We start from the raw sequence: 19511 nt of genomic DNA, 5'->3' as shown, positions 1-19511 counted from the left end.
AGTCGTTGGATAGTTCTGGAGCGGCAAGCGCCGTGGAACACGGCGAGCACCTACAAGTACGACTTCTACACCGAGACGCTTTTGAGCCGGCTGCAGGTCTTCTCCGCGACAGACGGCGTCCTTCGTCAAAGCCTTGAGGACCCGGGCCATTCGGAGGGCTTCGTTTCGGGGCCCTTCTCGCCAAGCGGCGCGCAGATGGTGGTCTATCGGCTCTCTGAGACCGCCTGGAGCCTGGGGGTGATGACGCTGGCCACCGGCGCGGTGCGGTGGCTCGATCTGTCAGGGTTTGGCGCAGGTCACCGCCAAATCCCTGCTCGAAAGCGCGCTCCGGATGCGGCCCGACCGGATCCTGCTGCAGGAACTGCGGGACGGCACGGCCTTCTTCTATCTTCGCAACGTCAACTCCGGCCACCCCGGCTCGATCACGACGGTCCACGCCGACAGCGCCTCTCTGGCCTTCGAACAGCTGACCCTTCTGGTTCGCGAGTCCGAGGGCGGCCGTGATCTGCCGCGGGAAGACATTCGGGCCCTGCTGCACCTGCTCGTCGACATCGTCGTCCAGATGCGCAAGACCGATGGTCGGTTCCGGGTGACGGAGGTCTGGCATGACCCGCTTCGAAAACGCCAGCCCGGCCGCTAGGACGACACTCGTCGTCGTCGGTGTCCTGCTCCTGCTGCTTGTGGCCGGAACCTCGACCGCGATGATCGCGCTCGCCGGCGTGGGCCGCCTGTCGCCGGACATCGACCCTGTCCGTGTGCCAGCCTGGCTCTGGCATTACCGCGCCGACCCCGACCTTCAGCGCTGGCTTAGGATCGGCGGCCTGACCAACATTCTCCTCGCCGTCGTCCTCGTCGCGGCGGTTGCGTTGGGCATTCGCCGTCCGCTTCATGGCGCGGCGCGCTGGGCCTCCACGCGCGATCTCAAGGCGGCCGGGCTGGCGGCGCGCGAAGGCATCCTGCTCGGTCGGCGCGGTCGCTCATGGCTGATCGCCGGCGGCTCCGAGCATGTGATGCTTTACGCTCCGACACGCACCGGCAAGGGCGTCGGGGTCGTCATTCCCAATCTCCTGACCTGGCCGGGCTCGGTCGTGGTCCTCGACATCAAGCGCGAAAACCACGCCGCGACAGCGGGGTTTCGGGCCGCCGCCGGTCAGACGGTGCTGCTGTTCGATCCCCTCGCCCCCGACGGCCGAACCGCACGCTTCAACCCTCTGGCGCACATCGAGCGCTTCTCGACCTCCGCCGTCCTCGACGAGTTGCAACGGATGGCGGTCATGCTCTTCCCGGGCCACGATCACGCCGACCCCTTCTGGTCGGAAGCCGCCCGGACCGGCTTCATCGGGGTCGGGGCCTATGTTGCGGAAACGCCGGACCTGCCCTTCTCACTCGGCGAGATCTTCCGGCAGCTGACCGAGGGCGATGCGCGGGAGCGGTTCCCCGGATTGATCAAGGCGCGAAACGTGGCGGGCGCGCCGCTGTCCAACGGTTGCGCCTCGGCCCTGACGGATTTCTGCAGCTCGAGCGAAAACACCTTCGCATCCATCCGCCAGACAATCACCAGCCGCATGGGACTGTGGCTCAACCCCGCCGTCGATGCGGCGACCTCTGCCAGCGACTTTGACCTGCGCGACCTGCGCGAAGGCCGCCTGTCGCTCTATCTGGGCGCCTCGCCCGACAACATGCTGCGTGTCGCCCCGCTCTACAGCCTGCTCTTCCAGCAACTCGTCGACCTGAACAGCCGCCGGCTGCCCCGCCCTGACGATCGCCCGGTGCTGGTCCTGCTGGACGAGTTCGCCCGGCTCGGCCGCGCCCCCGTTCTCGCCGCCGCCTTCTCCTACCTCGCCGGCTACGGCATTCGCCTTCTGCCGGTGATCCAGAGCCCGTCGCAGCTCCGGGCCCTCTACGGCCCCGACGTGACCGAGGACATCCTGACCAACTGCGGGATCGAGGTCGTCTTCGCCCCGAAGGAGCTGAAGGTGGCCCAGGAACTGAGCGAACGGCTCGGCTACTACACCTATCAAGCCCGCAGCCGCAGCCGTCCGATGGGCCTTGGTTCCGGCCGGCGCAGCACGACGACATCCGATCAACGCCGGGCGTTGATGATGCCTCAGGAGCTAATGCAGCTTCCTGACCGGACCCTGATCGTCCTCAAGGCCGGGATGCCGCCGGCGCGCGGCGCGAAGATCCGGTTCTTCCGCGAACAGGTCTTCACTCGCCGGCAACGGTTGGCGCCGATCCCGCCGGGACGGCCGGTGGCGGCCGAGCTCGCCTCCGCCACCCCCGTCCCACCGCCCCCTGCGCTAGAGGATACTGATATGAGCTATGAGTCCGTGGTTCAGGCCTTCACCGAACAGGGGTGCCCGCCGCCCGAGATCGGCGCCACCGAGACCGAAGTCGCCGACTGGCTGGACCAGATCATCGACGCCATCGTGCCCGCTCCCGATCGGGATGATAACCGATGAGCCCACGCCCTGCCAAAGCGCTAGAACGGTCCGCTGATAACGCGGTCTCGCCGACACCGGCAAACGGGGGCGGCGCCCGATCCCGTACCCGGGGCGACGCGCCTCAAGCCATCCTGGATCGGTATCTGATCGAACGCGACCGCCTGGGACGCGCCGCGCGCTTCTACCGGGATCACCGCGCCACCGAACCGATGTTTCGGGACGAGGGCCGCAAACTGACGACGACGCAGTCCTATCCTGACGCCGTCGCCGACATGCTGAAGATCGCGCAGCACCGGGGCTGGACCGAAGTGCGGGTGTCCGGCGACGAAGGGTTTCGTCGCGAGGCCTGGATCCAGGCGCGATCTCTCGGGGTCGAAGTGAAGGGCTACATGCCGCGCGATCGGGATCGTCAGGCGGCCGGCGAGCCGTCCCTCGCCCGATCTCCGTCGAGCCGACATCTCGACGAGCGAGCCCAGGAGGACCGACTTCGCGCAGCCTCGGTCGTGGTCAAACGGTTGATCGAAGACCCAGCGGCCCGGACGCGGCTGATGGAGCGCGCTGTCCAGCGTCTGCACAACCAGCTTGACCCCGGGCGCATGCGAGATCGCGATGGTTCACGCGACCGACGTTCATGAAGACACTTCGCCCCGCCGACCTCACGTGAATTTCTCTGCGGTCGTGCTGCCAACTGAAGTCTGAAAAGCGCCAGGAGCTGACCTTGGCTTCCCTCCAGGAAGCAGACCTAAAGGCGTAAGTGCGCCTGGTGGCGGGCGAGGCCGGCTGTTCCAATTTGGCCGGCTTCTCTATTCCGGTTAAGCTGAGGTTCCAGGCCGCGACATCGCCGCCAACGAAGTTGACGAGGCGGTGTATGGACGGAACGATTGCACTTTGGTTTGAGCCCAATGACAAGGCTCAGCCTGCGCCTAAGCTGAGCCTGCACATCAATGTGTGGAAGGACGTCTCAAAGACCTACAACTTTCTGGACATAGGCTTTCGGCTAAGCGAAGCGGAGAACCTCAAGCGTTTCTTCCTGTTCTTTCCAGCCGACCTGCGCAGCGGGGCAATCAGCGATCTCAGTCGAGTCTTGAAATTTGGAAAGGTGCTGCACGCCGTCTTCAATGACGTGGTCGAGGTAACAGACAGCGAAGAGGCCAGCTTCCGCACTGAGATCGATGGCGCACCTTTTCTGATGGTTCATCACCTAGACCTCGACACAGATATCTCGATTCAGCCCGTTCTCATGGCAAGCAATCGAACCGGCTCGACCGTCATGTTCACCGACGACCTCTGCGCTCGGATCCGCGCACGCGGAGACATCGACCATTACGTCCGCATTCGCTTGAAGTTGACGGAGCACTTGGACGAGCTGTTCAGTTCTGAGATGAGATCCGGTGACTGGCGATTCGCCAGCGCGGCGAACGACCTCGAACTCACCGAAATCCGGCTCAACGAACGGCGGAGCTTTCCGCCTGAAATCACACGGGCGTCGAGAGATCGCTTCTTCAAGATCAAGAGCATCCACTACTTTCTTGTGCGCCACGTCGAGAAGCAGCTTGTGCTGCAGTATCCTGAGGCGCGGAAGGTTCGGCGATTAGAGCCCGCGCTATGGGGCCCCTACCTCAGCGACCAGCCCGCCATCGAACCCAAACGTTTGAACCACGTGATCGGTAAGCTGATGATCTACCACTGGCGCAGTCTTGCTCCGCCTCCACCCTCTCAAGAAAAAACCAAGTTGTTTGAAAAAAGGCGACATGTAGAGGAGACCGGCATCAAAGACTTCATCGTCTTCGCCAGCTTCCGGAGGGCGCAGCCAAACCATTTTATCTACGCGGTGGCAATTGTTATCCTCGGGGCGATGGGCAGCGCCCTGTGCGAGGTTCTGAAGGCTGCGCCCGGAGAAGGCACCCGCACGCCCGTTGCCATATTGGGCTTCCTGTTCGCGTTACTATTACTACTCTACGCAGCCACCGTTCAGCCCCTGAGAAATTTACTTTCTAAAATCCAGCGCTGGGCGGAATCGCTCACGCAGTGACGCGGTCGCCCCAGTCAAATAGTGGCATGAGCTTGGGAACCGGGTTGTCTCGGCTAACGCGGCCGAGGTGATCATTGACGTACATGTACGATTGAGGCGGCGTGAAATCATCGATCACGCGTCGCGGCTCGATCGGCGCCTCAAACCGATGCACGGCACCAACCTTAAGGGCGTAGGCGACCTGGCGTTCGTAAAAATAATCGAAAAAGAACTCTTCGCTGATCCCGGCACCGTGCTTTGTCTCCTCCCAGAGCGCGTCCGGCGTCGCGCTCAGGACGTCGAGGATCTCGAACTCCCCGATGATCATGCCGATCGGCTTGCTGGCATAGACCGCCGCGACTGAAACACCACGCTGCTGATGAACAGCTTTCCGAAACTCGTACGTCTTTTCTCCCGAAAATATCCGCAAAGCGAATTCGGGCTTAATTGACAACAAGAGCTTCATTTACCAGACCCAATTCAATTATCTTATTAAACTGCTTGCGCGTCAGTGGGCGCAAATCCCATCGCGGATGCTCGCTAATTCCAACGACATCCATCAAACGCTGGCGGATAATGCGCCTAGGGAGTGCGATGTTGTAAGTCATCTTGACCGCGTAGAGCTGATTGGCCGTGTTGTACTTCAATTCGAGGTCCTCGCGCGAAAACACGCTATGTGGCTCGGCGTAGTCCGCGAACGCCTTAGCGTTTGCAAAGTCCTTCCGAGAGAAGGCTTCCTCGACCACGCAGATAGAGGTCGCGACCGACCGGTGCTTAGCTCGCCCGTTTATATCGGTCGTGCGGTACATCACCACGATATCGCCGCGCTTCATCCGTGTGAGAGACAAACCGGCCACATAGACCTTGTGGATCGTGTTGCTGTGCGAGACGTCTTTGACGATCTCGGGGTCCTCGGTCTTTAGAATTGAATCCGCGAACAGGTCAGTGTGCCACGGCGGCTTAATGGCGAGCAGATAGATGTTACGCCCCTTCGCGTGAACATAAGGATAGTCCTTGATGAGGTCGCCGGTCAGGGAAGTTAGGGAGCGGACGAGCACAAGCTCGGTACCGTTCGGCGTCTCCTTGACGCCCTTCTGCTCGAATCCATACCTTTTGAAGAGATCGATTAGTTTCTGGTGAGTATCGAATACCGTGACGTAGATTTCATCTACGCCTTCCTCGAAGGCCCGGTCGAAGATGCGCTTGATGATCCGTTCGCCCAGCTTGGTGCCCTTAGCTACCACCTTGAGCGTCCCGACCTTTAGCCGCGGCGCAGCCGGCAGAGGTGGCGTGACGTCGTCAATCTCGCCGTCCTCGCGCTTGAGGTAGACGAAGCCGCGCAGCGCGCCTGACGCTTCATCGTCCACCACATACACCGGCTCGTCCGCCTTGGCCTTTTTGGCGAACCACTTGGGGAACTCGGCATATTGAGCCTTCAGGCTGTCGAAAAAGCCATCGGCCAAGTCTACATCCTTGAAGGTAGTCAGGCGAAGGCTTCCTGGCATCCCATCTTCCCCTCAATGGCGACGGCGCGCCTACGGCGCCAGTAACATCGGCCTCGGCATCTCCATTCTCGGCTACCATGAATCGGCAGCACTGGGCCAACTAGGAATCAGTTAAGCTGGCTCAAGCTGCCGTCCCTAAAGCGGATTATCGTAGACGCCTTTAGCCCGGGGTTGGCTAGACCGAGCGGCGAACACGTTTACGAGGCGATGGAATGACCGGCTCCAAGCCAAAGGTGCCACAGCGAAATAGCGCCAGGTTCCGTCCCTGCCGCGGCTTGATAATGAAAGCTGCGGAAGTGATCCGATGAGATCGCCGACGAACCGACGCCGTTAAAGGCCTCTGGGAGCCGCAGGGTCTGCCAGGGGTCCGCGGGCTTGCCCGCGTCGGTCGCCAAGAATGGCGACAGATGCTGCTCAACGGTCGAGCCATCGCGGATGTAGGCGATCATGACCGCTTCCCGGTTGGCCCAAGCGTACTGTCCCGACACAAACCGGGCCACGCCATTCCTGCAGTACAAGTCCACCCCCTTGCCCGCAGCGTGGTCGATCAACTTGCACTCGACGACGACAGGATAGGACGGGTGCTTCCCGGTGAGGTAGATCGATAGATCAGGCCGTTTTTCCAAGTGCGAGCCATCGAAGCTCAGCGATTCTTTGCCTCGGGCGACGGCTGTCACGAGCTGAGACCAGAGCGGATCTGTTTTCCAGAGCGCGTTCAAGCGCGCTTCCATCATCGCATTGATCTCTGCCTCGCTGCCTTCAGCCACGGCTTGGATTTGCTCGCGCCTCAGTTCGCTCCAGACCCGCGCGACCGTTTCAAAGATCACTTCCAGATGGGCTCGGGCGATTGGGTCGAGCGGCAGGCGTTGGCCGCGCGTCAGTTCAGCAACTTGATCATCGCGCGGACGCAGGGATCTGCTCATTCGGCGTGCTCGCCCTTCAGGAAATCTACGTGCTCCCAGATGATCCTACGAGCGGCCAAGCGGGCTTGGCTTGGTGTCCAGTAGCGCGCCTGATTTAAGCGCCCCAGGACAAGTTGGTGAACTTGCTCATCGACATAGATGACCTCGGTGGCTGAGAGCTTGTCCGCAAGCTCGACGACGCGCATCCAGTCGGCACCGACATCATTTGAACCCGTGGCATCGCCTCGGATCAGCACGAACTGCCAAGGTGACAGGGGCGGCATGGGGACCGTGCGCACCTCAACAGGACGGCTGAACCTCTCGCCCCAGGGCCTGAGCTCTGCGCTAAGGCGTGTATTGAAAGCCGCGCGCTGTTCGCTTGTGACGGGAGCTTGGCTGGCCCTCAAGTTGGTGGAAAAAGGAAGCCGATATCGAAGCGTATCCGCGATGGTTTCAACATCGTCCGGCGTAAGGCCAAACAGCCCCCCGACCCATTGGTCGACTTGATCCCAGCCGGCCTCGTCGCCCTGCCGCGCCAACACTTCGAAGAGTTCGGAGGATCTTCGGCGATCATCCGGGGACAAATCCTCGAAGATGGGCACGGGTATTTCGTCGATGATGAACTTCTCGACCACTTCCCGCTCAAAACCAAACCGCCCGCTGGTGATCAGCGCATGCCACAAGGCGATTTGACTGCCCACGACCAAGGCCAGATAGCGGACAAGTTCTGCCCCATTCTCGCGGGCGCTGGCCGTGTAGCCATGATAGCTTTGGTTGAACACAACGTCCGTCGTCGATACCGACGTCATGATGCGTCCATGGCTCACCGGAGGCGCTTCGCGGATCAAAAGAAGCGGCCCTTTGTAGAGCTCTCTGGGCCGACCGCGATGGACGCGATCAAGCTCGAATAACGGGAACCGGGAGGTGTCGAGCGACATCCCTAGGAACGGCGTGTTCGGCGCTTCCGGAAGGCCGTGCAGATAGGCCGCAGATTCGCCGGGAAGTCCATCTCCGGACTTATTGGCTCGGCTGCTTGGTCGTAGCCGCTGGTAGCCGTTGCCAGTGAACCGCGGGCGGCCGCGATAGGTCCCGAAGCGATTACCCCAATAGGCCTCCAACGACGGAAATTGCTTTTCAGCAATTCGGTCGTAGAGCTCAAGATCAAGGCGCGTGCCTCTGAACAACACCTTGAGCAGTTCGGGGCGTCGGCGAACATCTTCGCTTGTCACGATTTCCGCGTTGGCGGCGTCGATTCGCCAGGCTCCGCTCTGGTTCAAGGGCCCTTCAAGGTGCGGGCTCGTAAAGCGGAAACCAGCGCCGACCGGCGGCGCAGCGTTCCGGGCGAACAGCAGGCAGAACGGCGCGGTAATTTCCGGCCACACCCGCGTTCGACGCAGCTCCGTGCCGTTCACGATCCCTGTCACATCAAGCGCGCCGAATAGCGCGTTCCGCGCCTCCGGCATGGTCTCACCGCGCTGAAAGAGCAGCCTGGCATGCAGCGCGAGGGCGATCTGTCCGTTCGGACGGGCCCATTCCATCGCACGCCAGATAAATGGAAGATCCAGGACCTCATTGGGAATCGGTGCGCGCAGCTGGGCCTCGCCAGTCCGCGCGCGCGCCAACTGCGTGACCCGCTCTTCCAGGGAGGCCCAATTTGAGAGCTTGGTGGCTGTTGCCCAGGGCGGATTGCCGATTACGAGGTCGTAGGCGGCCCGGTGTTCCTCCCCGACCTCATCGCCAAGGCTGCCCAGGTGCTTGGATTGAGTGCTGTTGGAAGCGTCGCCGAACTTACGCAGGACATCTGGCCGAAGGTTCTTGAACCTAAGCTTTTTCAAGGGCTCTGGATTGGGGTCCAGTTCGATCGAAATCAAATAAAGTCCAAGCGCGGCGAAGCGGAGCGCCGCTTCGTTAATGTCGAAGCCTGTAATCTGGTCGTAGAGGATCTGGCGCAGGATTTCGGTGTCCGGGCGTTTTCCGTCATGGCGCCAACGCTCTCCGACGAGCTGGCGGAACGCAGTCAGCAAAAAAACCCCGGCACCGGCCGCCGGATCAAGGACGCGGACCTCGTGTGTGCTGCCTTCGCGGCCCAGGGCGACGAAGGCAGCGCGGACCATCAGATCGGCAATATGCCGTGGTGTGTAGTAGCCGCCTTCAGTCCGCTGCTTGTCCGGTTCGTGGTGGCTGAGATACCGCTCGTAAGCTTGACTGAGAACGCCGACAGGAATGTGGGCGAAGTCCAGCATCGCCCACTTTTCCTGCCACCCGAGCTGCAGCTGCCCAACCGGCGCGCGGCGCAGTATGTGACCGAGAACGGCAAAGGCCGATGATGGCAGTGCTTGAATCGTAGCCGCAGTCAACGGCAGAAAATCACCGTTGAACGTTTCGTCTAGCCATTCTGACGTGGCGACCGCTGGCGATGCGGCGTCAAAAAGTCCGGCCGCGCCCTCCGCGGCGATGGCCGCAACTGACTTTGGAAGAATATCGCGATCGGCCAAGAATCGAACGAAAAGGGCTCGGCCGACGAGCGAGATGGCGTCGCCGTCGGCAACGCCCAGCCTGGCCAACTCGTCGAGCGCGGCGGTCAGGAGCCTAAGGATGACTGCCGTCCCATAACACGGTGCGCCGCGACATCAATCGCCTCATCGTCGCAGCCCCTCGTGGCTGGCGGACCGGCGCGGGGCGTTCATGCCGCCGCCCTCAGTTCCTGCCTCGACTGGCGGATGATCGACCAGGCCGACTGCAGGAAAACCAGCGCCAGCACCGCGCCTGCGATCAGGTCGGGCCATCGGGAGGCGGTCAGCCAGACGGCCACGCCCGTGGCCGCGACCACCAGGCTCTGGATCAGGTCGTTGCGCGTGCACAGCCAGACCGAGCGGACATTGGCGTCCCCTTCCCGATGGCGGACGAGCAAGAGCGCGGCCAGACCGTTGGCCAAGAAGCCCAGGGCGCCCAGTCCGGTGATGACAAAACCTTCCGGGGGCGCTCCGGACGTCGCCCGCCAGATCGCATAGCCGAGGATGAACAGCGCCAGCGCCGCGAGGCTGGCGCCCTTGATCATGGCCGCCCCTGAACGGACGGCGACCGAGCGTCCGATCACGGCCAGGCTGATGCCGTAGGTGGCGGCGTCGGCCAGGAAGTCGAGGGCGTTGGCGCCCAAGGAGGCCGACCCCTGAAGGGCCGCGCCCCCGGCGATGGCCACGAAGGCGGCGCCGTTGATCGCGATGACCGTCATCAGGATGCGCCGATACGCCGGCGTGGCGCCGTCGAACTTCACGGTCGCGCCGCATCCGCAGCCGGAAGCCGTCGGTTCAGAGGATAAGGGACGTTCGGTCATGGATCTCCACCTGTCACCGTAAGGATGCATCCTCCAGTCGCTCGAGGATCAAGCGGAAAATGCCGAGGCTCTCCGAAGGTCGGCGGATTGGAAGGGAGGCCTTGACCCTCTAGTGGCTAGAGGTTGCACAAGGACGGCAAGATCCTTCTCACCCTCCGCCGTCCGACCCCAGGTGACGCGATGCCCCTGCCCTCTCCCGTTTCCTCCGGACTGCGCCCCATCGGCAAGCTGGCCGCCGCCACGGGCGTCAAGGTGCCGACGATCCGCTTCTATGAAGAGATCGGCCTGCTTGCGGCCCCGCCCCGCACCGCCAGCGACCGGCGCATGTATGACGACGCTGCCGAGCGCCGGCTGTCATTCATCCGGCATGCCCGCCAGCTGGGCTTCGATCTGGACTCGATCCGCTCCCTGCTGGATCTGTCCGACCACCCCGAGCGCCCCTGCGCGGAGGCCAACACCATCGCCGAACGCCATCTGGCCGAAATGACGCAGAAGATTGCCCAGCTCCGGGCCCTGCAACGCGAGCTTTCGCGGATGACGGCGGAATGCGCCGGGGGCCGGGTCTCCGCCTGCAAGGTGATCGAGGCCCTGCACGATCACTCGGCCGCGCTTTGATCGCGACAGTCTCCCGACGCGCCTGCTAATGCGAGCCGCTCACAACCAGGTTTTCCATGCGCCCTCTGCTCCGCCTGTTCGCCCTGATGCTTGCAATGGGGCTGTCCGCCCCCGCCCTCGCCCAGGCGCCGTCCGCCTCCGAGGCCCAGGTCGCCTGGCGGCTGCTCGACTATGTGGCGGTCGACTACGCCGGCGCGGTGGCCAACGGTCAGGTGACCAATCCGGCCGAATACGGCGAGATGATCGAGTTCGGCGGCCAGATCCGGACCCGCCTGGACGCCCTGCCTCCGAACCCGGCCAAGGCCGGTCTGGTCCGTGACGCGGAGGTCCTGCAGGCGGCCATCCGGGACAAGGCCGACCCGCGCGTCGTCGGCGATCAGGCCAAGGCGCTCGCCGGCGCGGTGCTGACGGCCTATCCGAGCCCGCTGGCGCCTTCGTTCCCGCCTGATCTGGCCCGCGGCGCGACCCTCTATGCGGAGCAATGCTCGGTCTGCCATGGGGTAACCGGACACGCCGACGGCCCGGGCGCCGAGGGGCTCGACCCGCCGGCGATCGCCTTCGCGGATGTGGAGCGCGCCCGTCAGCGCAGCGTGTTCGGCCTCTACCAGGTGATCGATCAGGGGCTGGAGGGCACGGCCATGGCCAGCTTCGCCCATCTGCCGGCCGAAGACCGCTGGGCCCTGGCCTTCTACGTGGGCCGGTTCGCCTTCACCGATGCCGAAGCCGCCGAAGGTCGACGCCTCTGGGAGAGCGACCCGGCAATCCGCGCCGCCTTCCCCGATCTGGCCGCCCTCACCCAGGCGACGCCGGCCGAGCTTGCGACAAGGATCGGCGAGACGAAGGCGCGGGCGGTCACCGCTTACCTGCGTCGCCATCCCGAGGCGACGGTCCGCGCCGAGGGATCGACCCTGACCCTGGCCCGGACGCGACTGGCCGAAAGCGAGGCGGCCTATCGCCGGGGCGACCGCAAGGCCGCGACCGACCTCGCCCTGTCGGCCTATCTCGACGGCGTCGAACCGGTGGAGCCGGCGCTCGGCGCCCGTGACGGCGCCTTGCTTCGGCGGGTCGAGACGGCCATGACCGACCTGCGCATCTCGATCAGCAGGGGCGCGCCGGCCCAGGAGGTCGCGGACCGCGTCGCCCGCGCGAACGCCCTGCTGGACACGGCCGAACGCGCCCTCGCGCCCCAGGAGGCGGACAATCTCGCCAGCTTCCTCGGCGCCTTCACCATCCTGCTGCGCGAAGGGCTGGAAGCCATCCTCATTGTGGTGGCGATGATCGCCTTCCTGAGAAAGGCCGAACGGCCCGAGGTGCTGCGCTACGTCCACGGCGGCTGGGTGGCCGCGCTGGTCGCCGGCGGCGCCACCTGGGCGGCCGCGACCTTCTTCATCTCCATCAGCGGCGCCAGCCGGGAGCTGACCGAAGGGTTCGGCTCGCTTCTGGCGGCCGTGGTGCTCGTCTCGGTCGGCATCTGGATGCACGGCAAGTCGCATGCGGACGCCTGGCAGACCTATATCCGCGACAAGCTCTCCCACGCGCTGTCGAAGCGGTCCGCCTGGTTCCTGTTCCTGCTGGCCTTCGTCGTCGTCTACCGCGAGGTGTTCGAGACCATCCTGTTCTATGCGGCGATCTGGAGCCAGGGCGGCCATCTCGGCATGCTGGCCGGCGCCCTCACGGCGGTGGCCCTCCTGGCCGTGGTGGCCTGGGCCTTGCTGGCCTACAGCAAGCGCCTCCCGATCGGCCGGTTCTTCTCGCTGAGCTCGATCCTCATGGCCATCCTGTCGGTCGTCCTCGTCGGCAAGGGGGCGGCGGCGCTGCAGGAGGCGGGCTGGCTCGATGTCCATCCGCTGGCTTGGATCCCCCGCGTTGAGATCCTCGGCCTCTATCCGACGGTTGAAGGCGTCGCCGTTCAGCTGCTGACGATCGCTATCCTCGTGGTCGGCTTCTCCCGGCATGCGGCGCCGAAGGGCGCGGGCCCAGCCTCTTGAGCGGACGTCTCCGTCTGAGGCCACTGGGGCCCGTCGGCCGGGGTTTCGGAGCCGCTTGGGCACGACGGCGCCGATAGCCGCGCAGTCCGAGGATACCGAAGGTGCGGGGCCGCAGCCGGTGGCGTGCGAGAAGACCACCCCTGGTGCGGAGATTAAGCGCCCTATTCTCCGCACTACGCGCGGAGAATAGCCTTGCTCTTGCGGCGAATAACGCCCATATTCTCCGCAGGGAGTGCGGGGAATGGCGCAATACATCCATGAGATCGAAGGCTGGCCGCGTCTGGACTGGCGCGCTGACGCGCTTGCCGATCGCCTCGCAGCCGTCCGTCATCGCCAGGGCCTTCTGCTTGGCCGGATGCACACGCTCGGCTTCGACCTCCGCGCTGAAGCCGTCCTCGAGACCCTTACCGAAGATGTCCTGAAATCCAGCGAAATCGAAGGCGAGCTGCTCGACAAGGATCAGGTGCGATCCTCCATCGCCCGCCGCCTCGGCATGGATATCGGAGCCCTCGCCCCCGCGGACCGCAACGTCGACGGCGTGGTCGAAATGATGCTCGACGCGACCCAGAACTTTGCGTCTCCGCTCACCGAGGAGCGCCTGTTCGGCTGGCACGCCGCCCTGTTTCCGACCGGGCGCAGCGGCATGACGAAGATCGTCGTCGGCGCCTGGCGCAACGAGAGCTCCGGCCCGATGCAGGTCGTCTCGGGCCCCTTCGGACGGGAGCGCGTGCACTATGAAGCGCCCCTTGCCGACCGTCTGCAGGACGAGATGCGGGCGTTCCTCGACTGGTTCAATGACGAGCCGCGGACGGATCCGGTCCTCAAGGCCGCGATCGCCCACCTGTGGTTCGTGACCATTCACCCGTTTGACGACGGGAACGGCCGGATCGCGCGGGCGATCGCCGACATGGCGCTCGCCCGCTCCGAGAAAAGCGCCCAGCGCTTCTACAGCATGTCCGCCCAGATCCGGCTGGAGCGCAAGGACTACTACGCCACCCTGGAGACGACCCAGAAAGGCGCGCTCGACGTGACCCTCTGGCTGGATTGGTTCCTCGGCTGCCTCGACCGCGCGTTCGATGGCGCGGAAACCACCCTGACCCATGTGATGCGCAAGGCGCGCTTCTGGGAGGCGCTCGCAGGTCAGACGTTGAGCGAGCGCCAGAGCACGGTCATCAACCGGCTGCTCGACGGCTTCGAAGGCAAGCTCACCTCGACCAAATGGGCGGCGCTGACGAAGTCCTCGCCCGACACGGCCCTGCGCGACATCAACGATCTGGTGGACCGGGGCATCCTCGTGAAGGATGAAGGCGGCGGGCGCAGCACAAGTTATTCGCTGGTCGATCGAGGATAGGCGGCTCCGCCCGACGTCGGCAGGGCTCTATACCGGGCGGGTCCGCTCGAGACCCGAGCCTCAACAGGAAGGATCGCAATTCGCCACTTCTGGCGAGTTACCGCCAAAAACCGGCCTGTTTCGCCAGAAGTGGCGAATTACCACCATTGCCAGGAGGGCGACGCCCCAAGGCGGCGCCGACACGGCCTCAGGCCTCACGCGCGATGGCGATGGCCGAGAGGTCGGAGGCGGCGTCTACCGGAATTCCGGCCGCCTTGCGCTCGGAATAGCGGTCCACGAGCCGCGCCGCGTGAGGCCGGGTGAGGATGGTGAAGCGCACCAGTTCCTCCATCACATCGACGATGCGCTCATAGTAGGCCGAGGGCTTCATCCGGCCGGCCTCGTCGAACTCCTGGAAGGCCTTGGCCACGCTCGACTGGTTGGGGATGGTGATCATCCGCATCCAGCGGCCCAGCAGGCGCAGGGTGTTGACGGCGTTGAAGCTCTGGGAACCGCCCGACACCTGCATCACCGCGAGCGTGCGGCCCTGGGTCGGGCGCATGCCGCCCAGGCTCAACGGCAGATGATCGATCTGCAGTTTCATCAGGCCGGAGACCTGGCCGTGGCGTTCCGGACTGCACCAGACCATGCCCTCCGACCAGAAGGCGTGCTCGCGCAACTCGCGCACCGCCGGGTGGTCGTCGTCGCCGGGCGAGCCCGGCAGAGGCAGGTCGGAGGGATCGAAGATGCGGGTCTCGCACCCCATTCGCTGCAGCAGGCGGGCGGCCTCCTCGACGCAGAGCCGCGAATAGGAGCGCTCGCGCAGCGACCCGTACAGGAGAAGGATGCGTGGCGGGTGGTCGTGCGGACCCAGGCCGCCGGCCGGTTCGTTCGACAGATAGGCCGCCTCCAGGGCCGGCAGATGATCGGGATCCGGCAGCGGCCGCAGGCGAGCGAAGATCATCCGAGATCCTTGGTCAGATAGGCGGCCGAGGCCGGGCAGATGTCCGCGAACTCGCGGGTTCGTCGGATCGCGGCGGGCGCGGCCGCCCGATCTGCGGCGGCGAAGCCGCGCCGGGCGAAGAAGGGTTCGGCTGTCGTGGTGAGCAGGTGGAGCCGTTCTCCGCCCATTTCGTTCGCCAAGGCTTCGGCGGCGGTCAGGATGCGGCTTCCGAGCCCCTGCGCCTTCCGGTCGGCGGATACGACCAGGGAGCGCAGCAGCAGGTCCCGCCCCTCCCCTTCCAGGCCGACGTATCCGGCCAGGGCGCTGTCGTCGTCGGCGCGGAAGTAGCGGCCGGCGCCGGGCTCCGGCAGGCCCTCGCCCTGCAGGACCGCGATCAAGCCGGCGTCATCGGCGTCCAGGAGATGCAGCACGACCATCAGGCGGCGTCCGCCGGCGGGGCCGTATCCGGAAACCAGCGCCGGCCCATCCACAGCGCGACCGACACCAGCAGGATCAGCACCGGCACCTCGACCAGCGGGCCGATGACCGCCGCGAAGGCGACCGGCGAGGTCAGCCCGAAGGCCGCGATCGCCACAGCGATGGCCAGTTCGAAATTGTTCGACGCCGCGGTGAAGGCCAGGGCGGTCGTGCGCGGATAGTCGGCCTCGATCAGCTTGCCCATGAGGAAGCTGACCACGAACATGACGAGGAAGTAGATCGTCAGCGGTATGGCGATGCGCAGGGCGTCCAGCGGCAGGGCCACCACCTCCCCGCCCTTGAGGCTGAACATGACCACAATGGTGAACAGCAGGGCGATCAGGGTGAGCGGTCCGATGCGCGGCAGGAAGCGCCGCTCGTACCAGTCGGCCCCGCGGCGGGCGATCAGACTGCGCCGGGTCAGGAAGCCGGCCAGGAAGGGAAGACCGAGGTAGACGAGAACGGCGCCGGCGATGGTCCAGACGCTGACGTCCACCACGCTGCCCTGCAGGCCGAACAGGGGTGGCAGGACGGTGAGGAAGACCCAGGCGTAGAGGCTGAAGAACAGGATCTGGAAGATCGAGTTGAACGCGACGAGACCGGCGACATACTGGTCGTCGCCCCGCGCCAGCTGGTTCCAGACCAGCACCATGGCGATGCAGCGCGCCAGCCCGATCAGGATCACGCCGGTCATGTATTCCGGCTGGTCGCGCAGGAAGATGACCGCAAGGGCGAACATCAGCACGGGGCCCAGCACCCAGTTCTGGAACAGGGACAGGGCCAGCACCCGCTTGTCGGCGAAGACGCGCGGCAGTTCCTCGTACCGGACCCTGGCCAGCGGAGGATACATCATCAGGATCAGGCCGATGGCGATCGGGATGTTGGTGGTCCCGACCGAGAGGCCGTCGACCCAGACGGGCAGGCCGGGAACCAGAGTCCCCAGTGCGACGCCCAAAGCCATGGCGGCGAAGATCCATCCCGTCAGCCAGCGGTCGAGAAAGGACAGCCGGCGCGGCGGGGCGGCGTCCGTGACCGGCGTATCGATCATCGCGCCACCCGAAGGCCAGCCGCGTCGATGACGACCTCGCCGTCCTCCTTGGTGAACGGCTTGAGATCATCGGCGGGCAGGAGGTCCAGAACGGCCTCGGACGGTCGGCACAGGCCGACGCCGAGAGGACTGACGACGATCGGGCGATTGAGCAGGATCGGATGGGCCTCGATCGCATCGAGCAACTGATCGTCTGTCAGGCCCGGGTCCCCGAGGCCAAGGTCGGCGAAGGGCGTGCCCTTGTCGCGCAACAGGTCGCGCAGCGGCTTGCCGGTTCGTTCCGCCAGCCAGGCGATCATGACGCGCGACGGCGGCGACTTCAGGTACTCGATGACGTGCGGCTCGATGCCGACATGGCGAATGAGCTCCAGAGCGTTGCGCGACGTCCCGCAGGCCGGGTTGTGATAGATGATGACGTCCACGGGATCCTCAGGCGCAGCAGGGGGTCAGTTCGGCCAGCAGAGGCTCGCATAGCTCCGCCCGGCCGCCGCAGCAGTCCTTGAGCAGGAACAGGACCAGGTCGCGCAGCCGGTCCAGATCGGCCCGGTAGATGATCGACCGGCTGCGACGCTCCGATTTGATAAGTCCCGCGCGGGACAGCACCCCTAGATGCGACGACAGGGTATTGGCCGGGATCGCCAGATGGTTGGAGATATCACCGGCCGGCAGCCCGGCCGGTTCGTGGCGCACGAGAAGGCGGAACGCCTCCAGCCGCGTCGACTGCGCCAGGGCGGCGAGAGCAAGAATCGAGGCTTCGGTTTCCATAGTTCCGAATTAGTCGAACCATGGAAATATTCAAGACCCTCGCCTCACCGTGGTCAGGTCGCTCGACGCCCCAACCTCGGAATGATGCGGATGTAGGCCAGTTCGGCCAGCAGCTCGATCAGCGTCTGGGTGACGATGATCGCCGGGACCAGGGGAATGGCGCCGGGCACGACGAGGGCCAGCGGCAGGACCACGAGCGAGTTGCGGGTCCCGGCGCTGAAGGCGACCGCGCGACCGGCCTCGGGCGTCAGACCCGCGAGCCGCGCGACGGCCCACCCGACGAGCGGCGCCAGCACGGCGAAGGCGACATAGACCGGCACGACGCTCAGGGTCCGGCCCAGCGTCTGTCCGAGTTGCGGCACGACGGCCGCCACGACGATGAACAGCACCAGGGCCGTCGCGGGCACCGGCGCTAGGCCAAGCCCGGACGAGACCCGGTCGCCCGCTTTGCTACGGACGGCCCAGGTCTGGACGAGCGCAGCCAGAACGAACGGGATGGCGATCAGCCAGACAAAGGCGTGGATGAACGGGCCCGGCTGCACATAGGCCGCCGCCTCAGCGCCGAGGAACAGCCGCAGATAGATCGGCAACAGCGCCATCTGGGCGATCAGCAGCACCGGGGTCGAGGCCAGCAGCAACCGGGCGTCCGCCTGCCCCAGATGAGCGAAAGTCACGACGTAGTCGATGCACGGGCAGAGCAGCACGATCAGCACGCCTAGACGGATCAGGGGATCGGCCGGCAGGAACTGGACCAGGCCCAGCACCAGCAAGGGCACGGCTATGAAGTTGACCGCCAGCAAGGCGCCCATGAACCGCAGTTCGCGCAGCGCCCGCCCGAGCGCCGCGACCGGCACATGCAGGAAGGTGACGAAGAGCATCAGGGCCAGCGCTGGGTTGATCGCACCTTCCAGGACCGCCGCGCCCGGGATCAGAGTCCCGACGACGGCCGCGACGAGCACGGCGGCGAAATAGATCCAGACCTGCCGGGCTTCGAGGGCGTCGCGAAGTTCAGACGTGTTCATCCCGGATCCCGCCCCTGCGGCGCTCCATCCTCGGTCGCCGGCAGGCCCGACCTGTCAGGCCTTTTCCTTGCAGCCGCAAGCGCCGTCCACCCTGCACGACGGCGCCGGGCGCTTCGGCCGCATCAGCACAAAGGCGGCGCCCAGAACGATCAGCATAAGCGCGCTGCAGGCGATCACATCCCATCTCTGGCTGAGAGCCCCGCCTGCGGCGGCCAGGGTCGCCCCGCCCATCACGAGCGCCGCGATCGGCACGGCGCAGCAGGCCGCGCAGGCGCCGGCCAGGCCGAGGACGACCCAAAGCGGTCTGATCTTCTTCCCGGGCGGTTGTTCGACGGTCATCGCAGCATCGCCATCAGAGCGGGTTCGATCCGGGGCCAGATCAAGGCCAGGGCGAGCATGAGGGTCGAGACGGTCATCATGATCACGGTCGAGCGCGCCAGCGGATGACCGCGGCGGAAGGTCCGCCACCCGAGCCATGCCCAGGCGGCCAGGACGATCGCCAGGGCGAGACCGGTGATCCACATATGGGCGCCCGCGAACCAGGCCAGGACCGCGCCGGACGCCCCCAGGGCCAGCACCGGGAAGGCCAGCGGCACAACGCAGCAGGCGGCGCAGCCGAGAACGGCGCCCGTGGTCGCGACGATGGAGCCGACGCCGACCGCCTTCTGGTTCGGGTCGCTCTTGGCGGGCTCGGTGATCAGCGGCGCGCCGGGATTGAGAGACGTCATGATCAGCAGCATCCACAGGGTTGGGCCCGGGTCGACGGACCCGAGGCGATAAAGTCTTCGAACAGGGTGTCGGCGGCGAGACGGGCGTCTTCCGGCGCCGTGACCACGAGACGGACCGACCCGGGCCGCGGCTCGATCTGGAAGGTCAGAAAGGCGCAGCAGGCGGTTTCCTGACGGACCAGTTCCTCGACGTCCGCGAGCGCGCCGGCCTCATAGTCGATGTGCAGCGTCAGATCGTCCCGGCGGTGGCCCTGAAGGCTGCGCTGGTTGAGATCCGCGATCCACCGCATCCGGGCCTGATAGTCGCCCGCGCCGAGGGTGCAAGCGATCGGAACGTCCTTCGACAGCATGTCTCACTCTCCTGAACGGCCCGACCCGCCGTTCCATTGGACGCCTTGT

At 65.3% G+C, this 19511-nt stretch carries 21 protein-coding genes; 7 read left to right on the top strand and 14 right to left on the bottom strand.

Annotated features, from left to right (window positions below):
• Positions 1 to 286: 286 nt before the first annotated feature.
• The 4 genes from ACWPV3_RS08865 to ACWPV3_RS08850 all read left to right on the top strand — a co-directional run bounded on the left by ACWPV3_RS08865 (position 287) and on the right by ACWPV3_RS08850 (position 4476).
• On the top strand, positions 287 to 640 hold the full coding sequence (locus tag ACWPV3_RS08865; RefSeq protein WP_453977633.1) for an ATPase, T2SS/T4P/T4SS family: 354 nt from the start codon (positions 287 to 289) through the stop codon (positions 638 to 640).
• On the top strand, positions 606 to 2462 hold the full coding sequence (locus ACWPV3_RS08860; protein WP_453977632.1) for a type IV secretory system conjugative DNA transfer family protein: 1857 nt from the start codon (positions 606 to 608) through the stop codon (positions 2460 to 2462). Before ACWPV3_RS08865 ends, ACWPV3_RS08860 begins: the two co-directional genes overlap by 35 nt.
• Positions 2459 to 3079, top strand: a complete 621-nt coding sequence (locus ACWPV3_RS08855; RefSeq protein ID WP_316628701.1) for an LPD7 domain-containing protein — start codon at positions 2459 to 2461, stop codon at positions 3077 to 3079. The genes ACWPV3_RS08860 and ACWPV3_RS08855 overlap by 4 nt, the downstream gene beginning before the upstream one ends.
• 233 nt (positions 3080 to 3312) lie before the next feature.
• Positions 3313 to 4476: a hypothetical protein gene (locus tag ACWPV3_RS08850; RefSeq protein ID WP_453977631.1), complete on the top strand. Its 1164-nt coding sequence runs from the start codon at positions 3313 to 3315 to the stop codon at positions 4474 to 4476.
• On the opposite strand, the gene ACWPV3_RS08845 is transcribed toward ACWPV3_RS08850, so the two are convergent.
• From ACWPV3_RS08845 to ACWPV3_RS08825, 5 genes are all read right to left on the bottom strand, one after another.
• A complete protein-coding gene (locus ACWPV3_RS08845) occupies positions 4466 to 4921 on the bottom strand; it encodes an ASCH domain-containing protein (RefSeq protein ID WP_453977630.1) in 456 nt (151 codons plus the stop codon). The genes ACWPV3_RS08850 and ACWPV3_RS08845 overlap by 11 nt on opposite strands.
• Entirely contained in the window at positions 4899 to 5918 is a 1020-nt protein-coding gene (locus ACWPV3_RS08840) for a GNAT family N-acetyltransferase (protein ID WP_453977629.1), read from the bottom strand. Before ACWPV3_RS08840 ends, ACWPV3_RS08845 begins: the two co-directional genes overlap by 23 nt.
• A gap of 239 nt (positions 5919 to 6157) precedes the next feature.
• Complete coding sequence (locus tag ACWPV3_RS08835) at positions 6158 to 6883, bottom strand: hypothetical protein (protein WP_453977628.1); 726 nt, start codon at positions 6881 to 6883, stop codon at positions 6158 to 6160.
• Positions 6880 to 9426, bottom strand: a complete 2547-nt coding sequence (locus ACWPV3_RS08830; protein WP_453977627.1) for an HsdM family class I SAM-dependent methyltransferase — start codon at positions 9424 to 9426, stop codon at positions 6880 to 6882. The genes ACWPV3_RS08835 and ACWPV3_RS08830 overlap by 4 nt, the downstream gene beginning before the upstream one ends.
• 119 nt (positions 9427 to 9545) lie before the next feature.
• Positions 9546 to 10196 (bottom strand): cation transporter, encoded by a 651-nt coding sequence (locus tag ACWPV3_RS08825; RefSeq protein WP_453977626.1) that lies wholly within the window; start codon positions 10194 to 10196, stop codon positions 9546 to 9548.
• Positions 10197 to 10376: 180 nt separating this feature from the next.
• Here ACWPV3_RS08825 and ACWPV3_RS08820 point away from each other — a divergent pair, with 180 nt between their 5' ends.
• The 3 genes from ACWPV3_RS08820 to ACWPV3_RS08810 all read left to right on the top strand — a co-directional run bounded on the left by ACWPV3_RS08820 (position 10377) and on the right by ACWPV3_RS08810 (position 14150).
• Positions 10377 to 10811: a MerR family transcriptional regulator gene (locus tag ACWPV3_RS08820; protein WP_453977625.1), complete on the top strand. Its 435-nt coding sequence runs from the start codon at positions 10377 to 10379 to the stop codon at positions 10809 to 10811.
• A 56-nt stretch (positions 10812 to 10867) separates the two neighbouring features.
• On the top strand, positions 10868 to 12799 hold the full coding sequence (locus ACWPV3_RS08815) for an FTR1 family protein (RefSeq protein WP_453977624.1): 1932 nt from the start codon (positions 10868 to 10870) through the stop codon (positions 12797 to 12799).
• A 241-nt stretch (positions 12800 to 13040) separates the two neighbouring features.
• Positions 13041 to 14150 (top strand): Fic family protein, encoded by a 1110-nt coding sequence (locus ACWPV3_RS08810; RefSeq protein ID WP_453977623.1) that lies wholly within the window; start codon positions 13041 to 13043, stop codon positions 14148 to 14150.
• A gap of 187 nt (positions 14151 to 14337) precedes the next feature.
• On the opposite strand, the gene arsH is transcribed toward ACWPV3_RS08810, so the two are convergent.
• The 9 genes from arsH to ACWPV3_RS08765 are packed head-to-tail and all read right to left on the bottom strand — an operon-like array spanning position 14338 to position 19462.
• Positions 14338 to 15093, bottom strand: a complete 756-nt coding sequence (gene arsH, locus ACWPV3_RS08805) for an arsenical resistance protein ArsH (protein ID WP_453977622.1) — start codon at positions 15091 to 15093, stop codon at positions 14338 to 14340.
• Positions 15090 to 15509: an arsenic resistance N-acetyltransferase ArsN2 gene (gene arsN2 / locus ACWPV3_RS08800; protein WP_453977621.1), complete on the bottom strand. Its 420-nt coding sequence runs from the start codon at positions 15507 to 15509 to the stop codon at positions 15090 to 15092. Before arsN2 ends, arsH begins: the two co-directional genes overlap by 4 nt.
• Positions 15509 to 16597 carry an ACR3 family arsenite efflux transporter gene (gene arsB, locus ACWPV3_RS08795; protein ID WP_453977620.1) on the bottom strand — a complete coding sequence of 363 codons (1089 nt, stop codon included), beginning with the start codon at positions 16595 to 16597 and terminating at the stop codon, positions 15509 to 15511. Before arsB ends, arsN2 begins: the two co-directional genes overlap by 1 nt.
• Positions 16594 to 17019 carry an arsenate reductase (glutaredoxin) gene (arsC, locus tag ACWPV3_RS08790; RefSeq protein WP_453977619.1) on the bottom strand — a complete coding sequence of 142 codons (426 nt, stop codon included), beginning with the start codon at positions 17017 to 17019 and terminating at the stop codon, positions 16594 to 16596. Before arsC ends, arsB begins: the two co-directional genes overlap by 4 nt.
• A gap of 7 nt (positions 17020 to 17026) precedes the next feature.
• Complete coding sequence (locus ACWPV3_RS08785) at positions 17027 to 17362, bottom strand: ArsR/SmtB family transcription factor (protein ID WP_453977618.1); 336 nt, start codon at positions 17360 to 17362, stop codon at positions 17027 to 17029.
• A 53-nt stretch (positions 17363 to 17415) separates the two neighbouring features.
• Entirely contained in the window at positions 17416 to 18384 is a 969-nt protein-coding gene (locus ACWPV3_RS08780) for an arsenic resistance protein (RefSeq protein WP_453977617.1), read from the bottom strand.
• Between the two features lie 54 nt (positions 18385 to 18438).
• Positions 18439 to 18723 carry a hypothetical protein gene (locus ACWPV3_RS08775; RefSeq protein WP_453977616.1) on the bottom strand — a complete coding sequence of 95 codons (285 nt, stop codon included), beginning with the start codon at positions 18721 to 18723 and terminating at the stop codon, positions 18439 to 18441.
• Positions 18720 to 19112 carry a hypothetical protein gene (locus tag ACWPV3_RS08770; RefSeq protein WP_453977615.1) on the bottom strand — a complete coding sequence of 131 codons (393 nt, stop codon included), beginning with the start codon at positions 19110 to 19112 and terminating at the stop codon, positions 18720 to 18722. The genes ACWPV3_RS08775 and ACWPV3_RS08770 overlap by 4 nt, the downstream gene beginning before the upstream one ends.
• Positions 19113 to 19114: 2 nt before the next feature.
• Entirely contained in the window at positions 19115 to 19462 is a 348-nt protein-coding gene (locus ACWPV3_RS08765) for a hypothetical protein (protein ID WP_453977614.1), read from the bottom strand.
• Positions 19463 to 19511 lie beyond the last annotated feature (49 nt).

This window comes from Brevundimonas sp. Marseille-Q4549, assembly GCF_976940555.1.
This window is presented reverse-complemented; position numbering and strand designations above follow the sequence as displayed.